Origin of the sequence: Corallococcus llansteffanensis, assembly GCF_003612055.1 — a bacterium.
GTDB classification, from domain to species: domain Bacteria; phylum Myxococcota; class Myxococcia; order Myxococcales; family Myxococcaceae; genus Corallococcus; species Corallococcus llansteffanensis.
The window spans coordinates 1-14982 of sequence record NZ_RAWB01000225.1 but is presented as its reverse complement, the minus strand read 5'-3'; the positions used below and the strand labels follow the sequence as shown (position 1 = coordinate 14982).

The window sequence follows — 14982 nt, the reverse complement described above, 5'->3', positions numbered from 1 at the left end:
GGCAGCGCCTGGTACACCCAGCCGTACACGGGCAGCGTCGAGCCCAGCACCAGCAGCAGCAGCAACACCCACGCGCCCACGAACACCCAGGTGCGCCCCTTGCGCCACGACGCCCCCAGGCCCGCCAGCGCGAGCACGCACGCGGGCGTCCCCACGTAGAGCGAGTCCACCCACGCGCGCGTGAAGCCGCCCATGAAGACGAGCTTGCGCACCACCACCTCGGGGATGCCGCGCACCCCCACCGGGTCGGTGAGGAACGGCCCCAGCAGCAGCTCTCCCAGGCGCAGCGGGTGCAGTGAGAAGCGCTGAGCCTCCGCCACCGTGCGCGCCCCGGGCTCCCCGGTCAGCACCAGCCCCGCGGAGGGAAACAACTGGGGCGCGGCCAGCAGCCCGCCGGTGACCACCATCACAAGACACACGGCCGCGCGCCGGGCCCACGTCTCCGGCGCCTTCACGGGCTCCGACAGGGCCACCAGCAACCCCAACGCCTGGGTGACGGCGAACGCCTGCGCGTCTCCGCCGAACGCGACGAGCGCCAGCAGCAGCCCGCCCACCGTCAGCCGCGCGGGCGTCGGCCTGCGCACGAAGCGCAGCACGCCCCACAGCGCGGCGGGCACGGTGCTGGCGGCCAGCAGGTACGTGGGGTTGTTGGTGATGCAGACCAGGTAGCCGCTGAAGGTGAACGTCAGCGCTCCGAACAGCGCGCCAGCGCGGGGGACGGCCCACTCGCGCAGCAGCGCCGCCGTGCCCAGGAACGCGACCGGGAAGCACAGCAGCACGGTGAGCTTCACCGCCACGCCCAGGGGCAGCACCAGGTGCAGCAGCGTCGTGGGGTGGAACACGCCGGAGATGAAGATGGCGGGGAACGACTGCCCGAAGCCGTCGGCGGGGAACCAGTCCGGGAACTGCCCCTGTGCCATGCGCGACGCCTGGTAGGCCCGCATCGGGTAGAAGGCCCGCAGCGTGTCGCCCGCGAGGAAGATGTTCTGCGTGAACGTCGCCCGGAAGAAGAAGAGGGCCGGCAGCACCAGCGCCAGGGCGCCCAGCACCCCACGCCACACGCGTCCGGTGGCATCTCCCGGTGGAGGGGGCACGTCCGCATCCATCGGGGCTCCAGGGGTCGTGTCCACGGGCGACGGTCATCGTCGGTGAGTGGCCCTCCGGCGCCAAGTGTCATCTTCCCGAGCCCCGCCCCTCCCGCGGTGGCCACCGTCCCGAGCGCCGCGCTACACGTCAGGCTCGCTTCCTTCCGGAAAATGGGACCCACCATGCTCGCACGCACCTGGCGCGGGGTGACGAAGGCGGAAGACGCCGACGCCTACCTCACCTACCTCCATCAGACGGGCCTGACGCACTACCGGCGCACGCCTGGCAACCTGGCCGCGTACTGCCTGCGCAAGGTCGCGGACGGGCGCGCGGAGTTCCTGCTCGTCACCCTGTGGGAGTCCATGGACGCGGTGAAGCGCTTCGCCGGGGACTCGCCGGAGCGCGCCATCTTCTTCCCGGAGGATGACCGCTACCTCATCGACCGCGACCTGCACGTCACCCACTACGAGGTCCCCTTCGCGGAAGGGCAGGCCTTCGTGAGTCCCCGCGTCCGCTTCGACGACTTCCGGGTGGCGGGACCCGCGGGCGACCTGCGGCTCGTGGACACCGGCGGCGGGGGCAAGACACTGCCCGTCCTCTTCGTGCACGGGCTCGCGGGCAACGCGTCCCACTGGCAGGCGCAGCTGGAGCACCTGGCCGCCCGGGGACGACGGGGCATCGCGCTGGAGCTGCGCGGCCATGGAGGCTCCACGCCGCCGGAGCCGGAGGACTACACGCTGGAGTCCCTGGCGGGGGACGTGTCCGCCGTGGTGCGGGGGCTGGGCCTGCGCCGCTTCGTGCTCGTGGGGCACAGCGTCGGCGCGGGGGTGGCGCTGGCCGCCGCGGGGGAGAGTCCCCGGCAGGTGGCGGGCCTGTTCCTGGTGGATCCGATGACGGACACGCTGCAGCTCCCCGAAGCGCAGCGGGAGGCCTTCCTCGCCTCGCTCGACGCGCCCGACGTGGCGCAGGCCGTGCGGCAGGACTGGGCGCAGATGGCCGGTCCCCGCGCGGACGTGCGCGAGCGGCTCCTCGCCGACCTGGACGCCACGCCGCTGCGCGCGGTGGTGGGCGCGCAGCGCTCCATGGTGCGCTTCGACCTGAAGGCCGCGCTCGCGCGCTACCCGGGCCCGAAGTTCTCGCTCGTCGCGCCGGACAACGACGCGCCGCGCAGCCTCCACCGGCTGGCCGAGGGCGTGCCCCACCAGGTGGTGGAGGGTGCTGGCCACTGGATCCACCTGGACCATCCGGACGCCGTCAACGCGGCGCTGGACGCCTTCCTCACGCGGTCAGCACCAGCTTGACCAGCTCCGGGGGACTGCCCAGCCGCATCGGCGGTCCCCAGAAGCCGCAGCCCCGGCTGACGTAGATGTGGGAATCGCCGTGCCGGTAGTGGCCGGCGGTGTGCTCCCAGCGCAGCCCGATGAGGGCCGTCATGGGGAACAGCTGGCCGCCGTGGGTGTGTCCGGAGATCTGGAGGTCCACGCCCTGCTCGGCGGCGACCGTGAAGTTGGCGGGCTGGTGCGCGAGCAGCACCGCGGCGCGCTCGGGGTCGCGGCCCGCGAGCGCCTGCTTCAGGTCATAGCCCTTCTGCCCCAGGCGCCGTGCGCCGTGCCAGTCATCCACGCCCACGAGGTCGAAGGCGCCGCCCGCGTCCCCGATGCGCACGTGCCGGTTGCGGAGCGACGTGATGCCCAGCGAGCGCAGGTGCGCCACCCAGGCATCGGCGCCAGAGGAGTAGTCGTGGTTGCCGGTGACGAAGAAGCGCCCGTAGCGCGCCTGGAGGTTGCCGAGCGCCGCGACGAAGCCGCCCAGCCGGGGCACGCTGCCATCCACGAGGTCCCCGGTGATGGCCACCAGGTCCGGCTTGAGCGCGTTGGCCCGTCGCACCAGCTCGTCCAGGAAGCGGCGCTGGATGAAGGCACCCACGTGCAGGTCGGTGAGCTGCACGATGCTCAAGCCCTCCAGCGCGCGGGGCAGCCGGGGGATGCGCACCACGAGCTCGGTCACCTCCGGCGCGGTGAACGCGCGCCAGCTTCCGTAACCCGCCAGCCCCCCACCCAGCGCGAGCGCTCCGCCCGCCGTCGCCTGGGACAGGAAGCGCCGCCGCTCAGCGTCCACGGAAGGCGCGGGCTCGGACGCGCGAGACGCACCGGAACGGAGGCGACGGCCCACCGCCAGCATGGCCCGGCCCGCGTCGAGCCCGGCGAGCGCGAGCACCAGACACAACGCCAGCCCCATCCACGAATAGGACACCAGCTCCACCACATCGCCGGGCGCTTCCGGAAGCATGCGCTGCAACGCACGGCGGGCCACCAGCACCACCGTCATGGCGCCCAACGCGAGCGCGGCGAGGAGCCGGGGAGCGCGGCGCGGGGTGAGGTTCCACACGAGCCGCCGGAACAGGTACAGGTGGCCCAGGAGGGCGCCCAGCGCGATGAGCAGGGAGAACGAAGACAACGGCATGACGGCAAGCCTCCCGCGCCTTGTGATCTCGCGCACCTGAATCCCGCCCGCCTGCCCTCCGAGCGAAGGAAAGACAACGCCCCGGTCAGCTCCGCACGCTCCACAGGAAGGCAAGGTCCAGGGCCACCGCCTCGAAGGGCTCGACGCGCACGGGTTCAATTCCGGTGTGGGTGGCCACGAACGAGTAGCCGCCAGCGTCCAGCCGGAACACCTCCAGCACGCGAGGCACCGGATCGATGAACCAGACGTGCCGCACGCCTTCGCGCGCATACACCGGCAGCTTCGCCTTGCGGTCCAAGGTACGCGTCGACGGGGACAGCACCTCGCAGAGCCAGTCCGGCGCGAGGGTGAAGGCCGGAACATCCAGCGACGTGGGGACCCGTTCGTGTCGCCAGCCCGCAAGGTCTGGGACCAGCACGTCTTCTCCCAGGTGAAGCTCGGGCTCCATCAGGATGAGCCAACCTCCTGGCCCTCCACGCCCCTTATCGAAGGGCCATCCAAGCTCACTCATCAGCCGCGAAGCCGCGATGGCATGCGGCACAGCGGGCCGTGGGCTCGCATACAGCTCCCCCGCGACAATCTCCCCGACCACGTGCGCGGGAAGTGCCTCCAGGTCCGCATAGGTCGCGGGCTTCTTCGCCATGGATCCTCCCCAGTCCTCTCCGCCGCCCATCACTCTATCCATGAACGGAAGGGGTAGCACGCGCGTCTGACGCGTCAGGGTGGCAATTCCGTCCCCTACCCTTCACGTCTTCCCGGAAAGGCGGGCGAGACCGTCTTCGTGTCCACGGCGGCGGGCGCGGTGGGCGGCGTCGCGGGACAACTGGCTTGCCGCAAGGGCTCCGCGTGGTGGGCAGCACCGGCTCGGACGCGAAGGTGAAGCACCTGTGTGAACAACTCCGCTCGCTGGCCAACGTCCCCAACGAACACCATCCGACAGCCGCAGCCCGCTTCGTCCGTCACCTCGCAAACGCGGACATGGCCCTGAGACACGCGCCGCGCTGCACGCGCCGTTGGGGACAGTCTGCACGCCCCCTTGAAGGAGGCAGCGCAGTGACCTCACAGAAGCAGCCGGACGCGGTGCACATCGACGAGAACAGCAAGGACGCGCAGCTCGCGCCCAAGCGCATGGATCCCACGGGCAACTTCCTCACCACGGACCAGGGCATCCGCGTCGAGCACACGGACGACTCGCTCAAGATTGGCGCGCGCGGCCCCACGCTCCTGGAGGACTTCCACTTCCGGGAGAAGATGACCCGCTTCGACCACGAGCGCATCCCCGAGCGCGTCGTCCACGCGCGCGGCTCCGCGGCCCACGGCTACTTCCAGGTGTACGAATCCCAGGCGAAGTACACCCGGGCGAAGTTCCTCCAGGACCCGTCCAAGAAGACGCCCGTCTTCGTGCGCTTCTCCACCGTCGCGGGCTCGCGCGGCTCCGCGGACACCGTGCGCGACGTGCGCGGCTTCGCGGTGAAGTTCTACACGGAGGAGGGCAACTTCGACCTGGTGGGCAACAACATCCCCGTCTTCTTCATCCAGGACGGCATCAAGTTCCCGGACATCATCCACGCGGCCAAGCCGGAGCCGCACCACGAGATGCCCCAGGCCCAGACGGCGCATGACTCGTTCTGGGACTTCGTGTCGCTCGTCCCGGAGACGATGCACATGATCATGTGGACCATGTCCGACCGCGCCATCCCGCGCAGCTTCCGGATGATGCAGGGCTTCGGCGTCCACACCTTCCGCTTCGTGGACGCGAAGAACGTGTCGCGCTTCGTGAAGTTCCACTGGAAGCCGCTCTTGGGCACGCACTCGCTCGTCTGGGACGAGGCCCAGAAGCTCGCGGGCAAGGACCCGGACTACCACCGCCGGGACCTCTTCGAGTCCATCGAGCAGGGGGACTTCCCCGAGTACGAGCTGGGCGTGCAGATCCTCGAGGAGGCGGACGCGCAGAAGCTGGGCGTGGACCTGCTGGACGCGACGAAGCTCGTCCCGGAGGAGGTCGCCCCGGTGCTGCCCGTGGGCAAGCTCACGCTCAACCGCAACCCGACGAACTTCTTCGCGGAGACGGAGCAGGTCGCGTTCTGCGTCGCCAACATCGTGCCGGGCATCGACTTCACGGATGATCCGCTGATGCAGGCGCGGCTCTTCTCGTACCTGGACACGCAGCTCACGCGCCTGGGCGGGCCGAACTTCGCGGAGATTCCCATCAACCGTCCGCTGGCGCCGGTGCACAACCACCAGCAGGATGGCTTCGGCCGGCACACGAGCGCCGTGGGCCGGGCCAACTACCACCCGAACTCACTGGGCGGCGGCTGCCCCTTCCTCGCGGGCCAGCAGCAGGGCGGCTTCGTGCACCAGCCGGAGCAGGTGAGCGGGCAGAAGCTGCGCGCGCGCCCGGAGTCCTTCAAGGACCACTACAGCCAGGCGGCGCTGTTCTTCCGCAGCCTCTCCGCCCCGGAGCAGGAGCACCTCATCGACGCCTGCCGCTTCGAGCTGGGCAAGGTGGAGTCCAAGGCCATCCAGGAGCGCGTGCTGGAGCACTTCGCGAAGATTGACGCCCTGCTGGTGACGGCCGTCGCGGAAGGGCTGGGCCTGCCCGCCCCGAAGGCCACGCCCGTCACCCCCAAGGGCCCGCCCGCGTCCAAGGCCCTGAGCATGGAGGCCATGAAGCTGCAGCTGCCTCCGTCCATCAAGACCCGGCGCATCGCGGTGCTCGTCGCGGACGGCGTGGACTCGGATGAGCTGCTGGCGGTGCGCAAGGAGCTGGAGGCCCAGGGCGCGCAGCTGAAGATCATCGCCAAGCGGCTGGGCACGGTGAAGGCCGCGAACGGCAAGGACGTCCCGGTGGACAAGAGCGCCATGACCACGGCCTCCGTGGAATACGACGCCGTCTTCGTCCCCGGTGGCGCCGCGAGCGTGGCGGCGCTGAAGAAGGACGGCGAGTCGCGCCACTTCGTGCAGGAGGCCTACCTGCACTGCAAGACGGTGGGCGTGTCCAAGGACGCCGAGGACATGCTGAAGGCCTGCGAAATCGACCCGGCCGCGCCCGGCGTCGTCAGCGGCGCGAAGTCCGGAAGCGGCGCGGCGCTGGCCACGGCCTTCGCGAAGGCCCTCTCGAACCACCGGCACTGGGACCGCAAGGACCACGACCGCGTCCCGGCCTGAGCCCCCGTGTCGCTACGACGTCACCGCGTCCACCGCACCGGGGTGACGTCGTAGTGCCGCATCTCCTCGATGTCCGGCACATAGGGACGGATGGCGGCGAGGAAGGGCGGGAAGTGGGCACTCTTGCGGAAGCCCTCCATGTGGCCCTCCGCGGAGTCCCACTGGATGCGCAGGATGTAGTGGTCGGGCGCGTCGTGGCAGCGCGACAGCTCGAAGCCCAGGCAGTGGGGTGAGGCGCGCAGGCTCTCCTGGGCGGTGCCGTAGGCCGCCTCGAACGCCTGCGCCCGTGCCTCGGGAACCTTGTAGCGGATGTATTCGACGATCATGGGCGCGACCCTAGACCAGCCGGGCACAGGAGGCGTGCGGGAGCTCGCGGCGCGAGGCTAAGCTCCGGCGCCATGCCTGCCGACGTGGCCCTGCTGAAGGAAGTCCCCCTCTTCGCTGCCCTCGACGACGAGGAGCGCGCCCTGCTCGCCACGCAGCTGGAGGAAGTGCGCGTGGACGCGGGGCAGAAGGTGTTCAGCCGGGGAGACCCGGGCGGCGCCATCTACATCATCAGCTCCGGCGAGGTGCAGCTCTCCGTGGAGGACACCACCGGGCACCTCATCGTCTTCGAGACAGCCCGGCGCGGGGACTTCTTCGGGGAGCTGTCGCTGCTGGACGGCGACCCGCGCAGCGCGGACGCACGCGCCATCCAGGACACCTGCGCGCTGAAGGTGGACCGGGGCGACCTGGAGCAGCTCTTCCGCCGCCACCCCTCCAGCGCCATGGACGTGCTCACCGCCATCGGCCGGCGCCTGCGCGAAGCGGATCAGCTCCTGCGCACCCGCCCCACCTTGAGCCCCAACCAGACGGTGGAAGAGCGGCTCACCACCATCCAGCGGCTCGCGGACGGGCTGTCCGCCTTCAGCGGCACGTTCACCTTCCTCTTTCTGCACGCGGTGTGGTTCGCCGTGTGGATGGCCATCAACCTGGGCTGGGTGCGCACCGTGCATCCGTTCGACCCGTTCCCCTTCGGCCTGCTCACGATGGTGGTGAGCCTGGAGGCCATCTTCCTCTCCTGCTTCGTGCTCATCAGCCAGAGCCGGCAGGCCGCCAAGGACCGCATCCGCTCCGACGTGGAGTACGACGCCAACATCCGCGCGGGCATGGAGGTCACCCACCTGCACACCAAGGTGGACCACCTCTACGAACAGACCATGGCGCGCCTGGCGGCGCTGGAGCGCGGCGCGCAGGACGGAAGGCGGTTAGGGTCCCCGGGTCCACCGGTGTGAGAGGTGTCGCGCGATGAGTCCCTGGGCCCGCTGGTTCCGCATCCCCTTCTGGCAGCGCGTGCTGGGCGCCTTCGTCCTGGGGGCCCTCGCGGGTTGGGCCCTGGGTGAGAAGGCCGGCATCTGGCTCCAGCCCCTGGGCACGCTCTACGTCCAGCTCATCCGGATGATCGCCACGCCGCTCGTCTTCTTCGCCGTCATCCACGCGGTGTCCGCGCTGCGCGGCCAGAAGAGCATGGCGAAGCTGGGCGGCCGCACCTTCCTGTGGTTCGCCGTCACCGCCGCGCTGGCCGTGGGCGTCGGCCTGGGCACCGCCGCCCTCACGAAGCCGGGCGTGGGCGTGGGCCAGCTCCAGGTGGCCACCGACTACAAGCCCCGGCAGGTCCCCGGCCCGGTGCAGGTGCTGCTGGACGTGGTGCCCACCAACCCCTTCGCCGCGCTGGCGGAGGGCCGGATGCTCCAGGTCATCTTCTTCGCGGGGCTCCTGGGCTTCGCGCTGGTGAAGCTGGGGGACCGCACCTCGCGCCTGCGTGAGCTGGTGGGCGAGGCCAGCGAGGCCATGATTCAAGTCACCCGCTTCGTGCTGGAGCTGACGCCGCTGGGCACCTTCGGCCTCATCGCGGCGCTGGTGGGCACCTACGGCTTCGAGCGCCTGCTGCCCCTGGGCACCTTCGTCCTCACGCTGTACCTCGCGTGCGCGCTGCACGTCGTCTTCGTGTACGGAGGCCTGCTGCTCGCGCACGGGCTCAACCCGCTGCGCTTCTTCCGGGGCGCCGCGCCCGGCATGCAGGTGGCGTTCGTCAGCTCCTCCAGCTTCGCGTCCATGCCGGTGGCCCTGCGCAGCGTCACCCACAACCTGGGCGTCAACCGCGACTACGCGGCGTTCGCGGTGCCCCTGGGCGCCACCATCAAGATGGACGGCTGCGGCGCCATCTATCCGGCGATGACGTCGCTGTTCGTCGCGCAGTACTTCGGCCTGTCGCTGTCCGCGCCCCAGCTCTTCATCATCCTGCTGGCGTCGGTGCTGGGCAGCTTCGGCACCGCGGGCGTGCCCGGCACCGCGGTGGTGATGACCACCGTGGTGCTCAGCGCCGCGGGCCTGCCCCTGGAGGGGCTGGGCTACCTGCTCGCCATCGACCGGGTGCTGGACATGATGCGCACCCTCACCAACGTCACCGGGCAGATGCTGGTGCCGGTGCTCGTGGCCCGCGAGGAGGGCCTGCTGGACCTGGACGTCTACAACCGCGCCTCGAGCAACGTGGGGCTGGAGGAGCCCCCGTCGCCCGCGGCCTGAGCTACTTGCAGGTCTTCGGCGGCAGCGAGTCGATCCAATCCGCGATGAGCTTCGAGCCCTCCGCGTGGTGAACTACGCGGCCAATCTGCGGCATCATCTTACCGGACTCTTCCGTGTGCATCCGATACCAGAGGATGGACTCCGCGTGGTTGCCGGGGACGATGTCGAACGTACCGCCCACGCCGCTGCCCGCCGACCCCGGGCGCTTGCACTCGCCCAGCGTGAACAGGTCCGCGTTGTCGATGTTGAGGAACAGCCGGCTGGTGATGCCCGCCGTCCCCTTCGGGTTGTGGCAATGCGCGCAGTTGATGTCCAGGTACGTGCGCGCCCGCGTGGACAGGTCCGACGCCGACGGGTCGAAGGCGTCCGGTGCCTTCGGCAGCTCCGCGGCCGGGGGCAGTCCGTCCAGCTTGCCCAGCGACGCCAGGTACTCCAGCTGGTCGCGCTCCACGCCGCCGTACGTGTTCGGGTGGTGCAGGTAGCGCGCCTTCACGCCAATGGGGTGCATCACCTGCACGCCCGCCTCGTCCTGGAGGTGGTGGCAAATCAGGCACTGGTTCTTGGAGGGCACCGAGTACTCAAAGGACCGGGACTTTCCCTCCAGGTCGATGAACGCCACGGTCGTGGAATCACCGCCAGCAACCTGATCCGCCTCTGTCTGCGCCGCATTCCAGACGTAGGGCCACGCCTGCCAGCCCGTGGGCTGGCGCACCAGGACGCGCGTCTCGATGAGCCGCACGTCCTGGTCCGGCTTCCTCAGGTCCGCCGGGAAGGCGAACGTCTTGGTGATGAGCGTCCCCACCGGCAGGTCCAGCGCGTCCTTCGGCTGGTAATGCGCCACCCCGCCGGGGGGGATGTAGAGGGTGCGTGACTTGACCGCGTAGTCGGAGAACAGCGCGGTGGACAACGTGTACGGCACGTTGCCCTCCACCGGCACCAGCCCCCCATCCGCCGGGGTCCCGGTGAACAACCCGAAGCCCGACAGCGTGTTGGGGATGACCGTCACCGGCCCGGCGTCCGGGGTGCCCGCGTCGAGCACACCGGCGTCCACCGGCCCCGCGTCGGGAACCCCCGCATCCTCCGGTCCTGCATCCGTCACGGGCGTGCCCGAATCGGGTGGGGACCCGGGGTTTTCCGGGTCGGAGGAACCGCAGGCTGCCAGCACGAGGGCCAGCAGCACCACGGAGAGACGGGGGTTCACGAACGACGTCCGCATGGGTGTCACACTCCCTGACCGCGCTTACTTGATGTTGTCGCCAATCGTCAGCGCGGGCGAGAAGCCCGCGCAGTCGAAGGCCGTCCCGGTGGCCGCGTAGTGCCGCGTCTTCGCCCATCCGCCGGCCAGGTCACCACCGGTCACGGCGGTGCCCGCCGCGAGCAGATCCAGGTCCACGATGGCGGTGGTGGTGCCCGCGGGCAGCGTGTTCTTCGTGAAGCAGATGTTGATGGGGTTCACGTCCGTGCGGGGGTGCCCGAACGGATCCACGCCGTCCCACACCAGGTGCTCGACCTGCCGCGTGCCCTGCGTCTCACCGAACGTGTAGAGGGTGGCCACCAGCGCGCCCAGCGGACGGCGCTGCGCGTCCAGCTTGCCGTTGTCCACGTTGTCGCCGCTGCCGCCCTTGAACACGTTGTCGTGGATGTTGATGTCCGCGCTCGCGAAGTTCAGGCCGCCCGCGACCCACTGCGCCGGATCCTGTTCAATGATGAGGCCGCTCAGCACCGCCACGTCCAGCGAGTTGTTGTTCTCCCAGGTGTTCCCGGTCAGCTCCACCCGGCGCGACGCCAGGATGAACGTGCCCGTGCCGGCCGGCACCTGCGACACCGTGCTGCTGCTGGCCGCCACCGACGCGAAGTTGTTCCGGTTGTTGTCGGTGATGATGTTGTTCACCACCCGGATGTCCGTGCCCTTGATGGGATTGCCCGGCAGGTCGAACACCACGAGCCCCGTGGTGTTGTCGCGCGCGGTGTTGCCAATCACGTAGGCGTACTTCGTGTTCTCGATCTCGATGCCCGCCACGTTCTGCAGCGCCACGCTGTTGCGCACGATGGCGTACTCCGTCTGGCCCACGTAGATGCCCGCGTCCGCGGCGTTGTAGGCCTCGCACTCGTCGATGACCACGTACTTGGACTTCACCGGGTACAGGCCGTACTTGCCGTTGCTCTCCTTGTCGGCCTCGGCCCACTCGGTGCGCACGCGGCGCATCACGACGTCGACGGAGGACTCGACGCGCACCGCGTCCTTCTTCGCGTTCCACACCGCGAGATCACTCACCTCGAAGCGCTTGCCCACCACGTCCAGGCCGTTGGAGTTCGCGGCGGCGGTGGTGAAGACGAGCACCGTGCTGGAGGCCGTGCCCGTGCCCTCGCCCTTCACGCCCTTGCCCGCGCCCTTGATGGTGATGCCGTTCTGGCGGATGGTGATGGCGTTCTTGAACGTGAACGTGCCCGCGGCCAGCTGGATGGTCGTGCACTCGGCCAGCGTGTTCACCTGGTTCTGGATCTCCTGTTCCTGGCCCGGGGCGAACGTCAGCGTCGCAGTGGCCTTGCCCTGGCAGGAGAAGTCGCCCGCGCTGCCGCCGTCCCAGGGGATGCCCGTGTCCACCGGCGGGCCAGCGTCCGTGCCGGCGTCAGTGCCCGCGTCCGTCGTGCCCGCGTCCACCGGCTGCGAGCCCGCGTCCGGCTTCTTGTCATCGTCGTCGTCGGAGCAGGCGGTCAGTGAGAGGGCCCCCAGAAGGGCCAGAAGGGCAGCGCTCGATGCGCGGGTCCACTGCAAACGGGGCATGTCGTTTCCTCCGCGAAGCCGCTCCGCTTGAGGCCCTGGGGAAGCGCCCGGGCCCGCGAAGCAGCGGGAAGGCGGCATGCTCGGAGCAAAGACACACTGGCGACAAGCACAAGTTGCACGTTTGTGTTTTGACGCAGCGCCCCTTTGGCCACGCGGGAAAAAGCACGCGCACGCGGTAAGCCTTTCGTCCGGAATGTGTCCGGAAGGGGATGGACGCCAGGCTCCGGGCCCGACGACCGGGCGGGCAATCGGGCGTCCTGCGTGCGCTCCCCGGGCCCCACCCGGGCGGTCATCTTGAAGGGGTGTCGCGGCACCATCCCCCCTCTCCCCGCGACAGAAACGAGGACTCCCATGCGTGCAGGCACCGTGGCGACCCTGGTGGTGGCGCTCGCGTCCGGCGTGGCCACGACGGCGCTCGCCCAGCAGGACGAGGCGGATCCCGCCTCCGGCGTCAATGACTCGCAGAACCTGGAGGCCGGGCAATCACTGGCAGCCGGCACCAACGAGGGCACCTTCTGGGACAATTACTGGTATCAGCCCCCCGCCCAGGGCTCCTGGGACACGCAGCCGCTGAACGGGACGTATCAGCTCCAGCAACCGCTCAATGGGACCTACGAACTCCAGCAGCCGCTCAACGGAACCTACGAGCTCCAGCAGCCCCTCAATGGGACGTATCAGCTCCAGCAGCCGCTGAATGGCACCTACCAGCTCCAGCAGCCCCTCAACGGGACGTACCAGCTCCAGCAGCCGCTGAATGGCACCTACCAGCTCCAGCAGCCCCTCAACGGGACGGGCACCTCGCGGGCGCCGCGCTCGCGTTGAGTGGGACCGCGTCCCCCGTACTCCGGGGGACGCGTGCAGCCTCCTCAGCGCCCTGAGTTGAAGGTGTCGCAAGCCTCCAGCGTTCCCTGCTCCAGGCCCCGCTTGAACCAGGTCATGCGCTGCGCGGAGGAGCCGTGGGTGAAGGACTCCGGGACGACGCGGCCCCGGGCACGCTTCTGGAGGGTGTCGTCGCCCACGGCGCTGGCGGCGCCCAGGCCCTCCTCGATGTCGCCCTGCTCCAGGATGTTGCGCGCCTTCTGGGCGCGGCCGGCCCAGATGCCGGCGAAGCAGTCCGCCTGCAGCTCGGTGAGCACGGAGAGCTGGTTGGCCTGCTCCTCGCTCGTGCGGCGGCGCATCGACTGCACCTTCTCGGAGACGCCCAGCAGGTTCTGCACGTGGTGCCCCACCTCGTGCGCGACGACGTACGCGCGGCCGAAGTCACCGGGCGCGCCGAAGCGGCTCTCCAGCTCGTTGAAGAAGTTCAGGTCCAGGTACACGCGCTGGTCGCCCGGACAATAGAAGGGCCCCACCGCGCTCTCCTGCGCGCCGCACGCGGACTGCACCGCGTCCGAGAAGAGCACCAGGCGCGGCTGCACGTAGCGCACGCCCATGGGCTCCAGCAGGGCGGGCCAGGTGTCCTCGGTGTCCGCGAGGATGACGGAGACGAAGTCCTTCATCTCCTCCTGCTGCGGATCCACCGGCCCCCCCGAACCGCCCGTCGCCGGGTCCTGGTCCTGGGACCGCGAGCCGATCTGCACATCGGACGGGTCTCCGCCCAGCAGCATCACCAGCAGCGCCACCACCAGCGAGGCGGCGCCACCGCCCACCGCGAGCGGGCGACCGAAGCCGGACGCCCGCCGGTCCTCGATGTTCGAGCTGCGACGTCCCCCTTGCCACCGCATCCGGTACCCCTTTCCTGTCCATCCGCCCTGCGGTCCAAGGTAGGCAGCCGTCCCTCCGGCAGCGACGGGGATTCCCCCGGAGCGGCCCCGCCAGGAGGTCCGCAGGGCAGGCGGCCGGGCGGGCGCCTGGATGGACACCCGCGAGGCTCAGCCCGGAGGCGAGAAGCCCACCGTCCCGGAGGCCACGCGCGCGGCGGCGCCCAGGCGCTCCAGCAGGGCCGGACCGAAGTACTGGCGCCGCGACTCGCCCTGTCCGCCGAGCACCTGCTCCGGCGTATCCAGGTAGCCCACGTACCCGTTGGCGAGCCCCAGCACATGGCTCGCGCCCGTGAGGTCCGCCAGCGCCCGTCCCGCGGCCACGGTGGGCTCGCCCGGAAGCGCCAGCAGCTCCAGCGGCCCCAGCGCCAGCGCGTCGACCTCCGCCTCGCGGGGCGCGGACGCACACAGGAAGTTGTCCCCCGCGGCCCGGGTGAAAGCCGGCACCAGCCGCGAGGAATCCGGCCGGGGCATCGCGGCCTGCACGCGCGCGAAGGCCAGCCGCACCGGCCCCGCCACCGGCGCCGGAGTGGCCCCATCCGCCAATTCCGACAGCTTGCGCGCGAAGCCCGCGGCCCGCTCCGGGCCCTGCCCTTCCGAGTACGCCACGGACACGTTGCCCTCGCTGCCCTGCACGAACAGGGTGACGCCGTGGCCCGCCTCCTCGCGCAGCGCGCTGAGCCGGCCCGGATAGTCCGGATCCACCAGCGCCCGCTGCCGGGAAATGAGCGTGGCGTGCGCCGCGAACACCAGCACCTCCGCCACCGGCCCGTCCGCGCCCTTCAGCACCACCCGCGTGAGCTGTCCGTCGGGGGACTGGCCCCCGGAGCGTGAGGTGACGAGCCCCGCATCCGCCGCGCCACCCACCTCCAGCGTCACGTCCGTCATCGCGGAGGCCGCCTTCGTCAGCGCCTCGCTCGCTCCCGCCACCGCCGCGTCCACCGCCGCGCGCTGGTAGCGCCCCGTCCCGGACAGCTGGGCCACCCAGCGCGTGTCGTAGCCGCCAAAAGAGGAGTGCGTGTGCGTGGCCACCACCAGCACCTCCTTCACCCCCACCCCCGCGGCGCGCTCGCGCACCTGCGCCACGATTTCCGGGGTCACGAAGAGCAGCTCCAGCGACACCACCCCCACCCGAGCGCCACCGGCCTCCAGCAC

At 70.5% G+C, this 14982-nt stretch carries 13 protein-coding genes; 5 read left to right on the top strand and 8 right to left on the bottom strand.

Annotated features, from left to right (window positions below):
• On the bottom strand, positions 1 to 1106 hold a 1106-nt coding region (locus D7V93_RS21150), incomplete at its 3' end, for a hypothetical protein (protein WP_147451260.1).
• A gap of 162 nt (positions 1107 to 1268) precedes the next feature.
• Between D7V93_RS21150 and D7V93_RS21145 the strand changes: the two genes are divergently transcribed.
• Positions 1269 to 2387, top strand: coding sequence for an alpha/beta fold hydrolase (locus tag D7V93_RS21145; protein WP_120645135.1), 1119 nt, complete (start codon positions 1269 to 1271; stop codon positions 2385 to 2387).
• On the opposite strand, the gene D7V93_RS21140 is transcribed toward D7V93_RS21145, so the two are convergent.
• Both D7V93_RS21140 and D7V93_RS21135 read right to left on the bottom strand, forming a co-directional pair.
• On the bottom strand, positions 2365 to 3549 hold the full coding sequence (locus tag D7V93_RS21140) for a metallophosphoesterase (RefSeq protein WP_120645134.1): 1185 nt from the start codon (positions 3547 to 3549) through the stop codon (positions 2365 to 2367). The genes D7V93_RS21145 and D7V93_RS21140 overlap by 23 nt on opposite strands.
• An 85-nt stretch (positions 3550 to 3634) precedes the next feature.
• Positions 3635 to 4192: a Uma2 family endonuclease gene (locus D7V93_RS21135; protein WP_120645137.1), complete on the bottom strand. Its 558-nt coding sequence runs from the start codon at positions 4190 to 4192 to the stop codon at positions 3635 to 3637.
• A 410-nt stretch (positions 4193 to 4602) separates the two neighbouring features.
• Between D7V93_RS21135 and D7V93_RS21125 the strand changes: the two genes are divergently transcribed.
• On the top strand, positions 4603 to 6717 hold the full coding sequence (locus tag D7V93_RS21125; protein WP_372338331.1) for a catalase: 2115 nt from the start codon (positions 4603 to 4605) through the stop codon (positions 6715 to 6717).
• A gap of 20 nt (positions 6718 to 6737) precedes the next feature.
• On the opposite strand, the gene D7V93_RS21120 is transcribed toward D7V93_RS21125, so the two are convergent.
• Entirely contained in the window at positions 6738 to 7043 is a 306-nt protein-coding gene (locus tag D7V93_RS21120) for a putative quinol monooxygenase (RefSeq protein ID WP_120645133.1), read from the bottom strand.
• A 72-nt stretch (positions 7044 to 7115) separates the two neighbouring features.
• Here D7V93_RS21120 and D7V93_RS21115 point away from each other — a divergent pair, with 72 nt between their 5' ends.
• Together D7V93_RS21115 and D7V93_RS21110 are read left to right on the top strand one after the other, a co-directional pair.
• Entirely contained in the window at positions 7116 to 7991 is an 876-nt protein-coding gene (locus D7V93_RS21115; RefSeq protein ID WP_120645132.1) for a DUF1003 domain-containing protein, read from the top strand.
• Between the two features lie 13 nt (positions 7992 to 8004).
• Entirely contained in the window at positions 8005 to 9282 is a 1278-nt protein-coding gene (locus tag D7V93_RS21110; RefSeq protein ID WP_120645131.1) for a dicarboxylate/amino acid:cation symporter, read from the top strand.
• Between the two features lies 1 nt (position 9283).
• On the opposite strand, the gene D7V93_RS21105 is transcribed toward D7V93_RS21110, so the two are convergent.
• Positions 9284 to 10498 carry an SO2930 family diheme c-type cytochrome gene (locus D7V93_RS21105; RefSeq protein WP_120645130.1) on the bottom strand — a complete coding sequence of 405 codons (1215 nt, stop codon included), beginning with the start codon at positions 10496 to 10498 and terminating at the stop codon, positions 9284 to 9286.
• Positions 10499 to 10522: 24 nt separating this feature from the next.
• Positions 10523 to 12067 (bottom strand): parallel beta-helix domain-containing protein, encoded by a 1545-nt coding sequence (locus D7V93_RS21100; RefSeq protein ID WP_120645129.1) that lies wholly within the window; start codon positions 12065 to 12067, stop codon positions 10523 to 10525.
• 351 nt (positions 12068 to 12418) lie between these two features.
• Between D7V93_RS21100 and D7V93_RS45035 the strand changes: the two genes are divergently transcribed.
• Complete coding sequence (locus D7V93_RS45035; protein WP_158623805.1) at positions 12419 to 12889, top strand: hypothetical protein; 471 nt, start codon at positions 12419 to 12421, stop codon at positions 12887 to 12889.
• 44 nt (positions 12890 to 12933) lie between these two features.
• Here the strand turns inward: D7V93_RS45035 and ypfJ are convergent, their stop codons facing one another.
• Together ypfJ and D7V93_RS21085 are read right to left on the bottom strand one after the other, a co-directional pair.
• Positions 12934 to 13791 (bottom strand): KPN_02809 family neutral zinc metallopeptidase, encoded by an 858-nt coding sequence (gene ypfJ, locus D7V93_RS21090; protein WP_120645128.1) that lies wholly within the window; start codon positions 13789 to 13791, stop codon positions 12934 to 12936.
• A 147-nt stretch (positions 13792 to 13938) separates the two neighbouring features.
• A partial coding sequence (locus D7V93_RS21085) for a neutral/alkaline non-lysosomal ceramidase N-terminal domain-containing protein (protein ID WP_120645127.1) occupies positions 13939 to 14982 on the bottom strand: 1044 nt, incomplete at its 5' end.

Coding starts and splice junctions, on each gene's coding strand:
- D7V93_RS21100 (WP_120645129.1), bottom strand. CDS start 12,067: ATGCCCCGTTTGCAGTGGACCCGCGCATCGAGCGCTGCCCTTCTGGCC.
- D7V93_RS45035 (WP_158623805.1), top strand. CDS start 12,419: ATGCGTGCAGGCACCGTGGCGACCCTGGTGGTGGCGCTCGCGTCCGGC.
- D7V93_RS21110 (WP_120645131.1), top strand. CDS start 8,005: ATGAGTCCCTGGGCCCGCTGGTTCCGCATCCCCTTCTGGCAGCGCGTG.
- ypfJ (WP_120645128.1), bottom strand. CDS start 13,791: ATGCGGTGGCAAGGGGGACGTCGCAGCTCGAACATCGAGGACCGGCGG.
- D7V93_RS21135 (WP_120645137.1), bottom strand. CDS start 4,192: ATGGCGAAGAAGCCCGCGACCTATGCGGACCTGGAGGCACTTCCCGCG.
- D7V93_RS21140 (WP_120645134.1), bottom strand. CDS start 3,549: ATGCCGTTGTCTTCGTTCTCCCTGCTCATCGCGCTGGGCGCCCTCCTG.
- D7V93_RS21145 (WP_120645135.1), top strand. CDS start 1,269: ATGCTCGCACGCACCTGGCGCGGGGTGACGAAGGCGGAAGACGCCGAC.
- D7V93_RS21115 (WP_120645132.1), top strand. CDS start 7,116: ATGCCTGCCGACGTGGCCCTGCTGAAGGAAGTCCCCCTCTTCGCTGCC.
- D7V93_RS21120 (WP_120645133.1), bottom strand. CDS start 7,043: ATGATCGTCGAATACATCCGCTACAAGGTTCCCGAGGCACGGGCGCAG.
- D7V93_RS21105 (WP_120645130.1), bottom strand. CDS start 10,498: ATGCGGACGTCGTTCGTGAACCCCCGTCTCTCCGTGGTGCTGCTGGCC.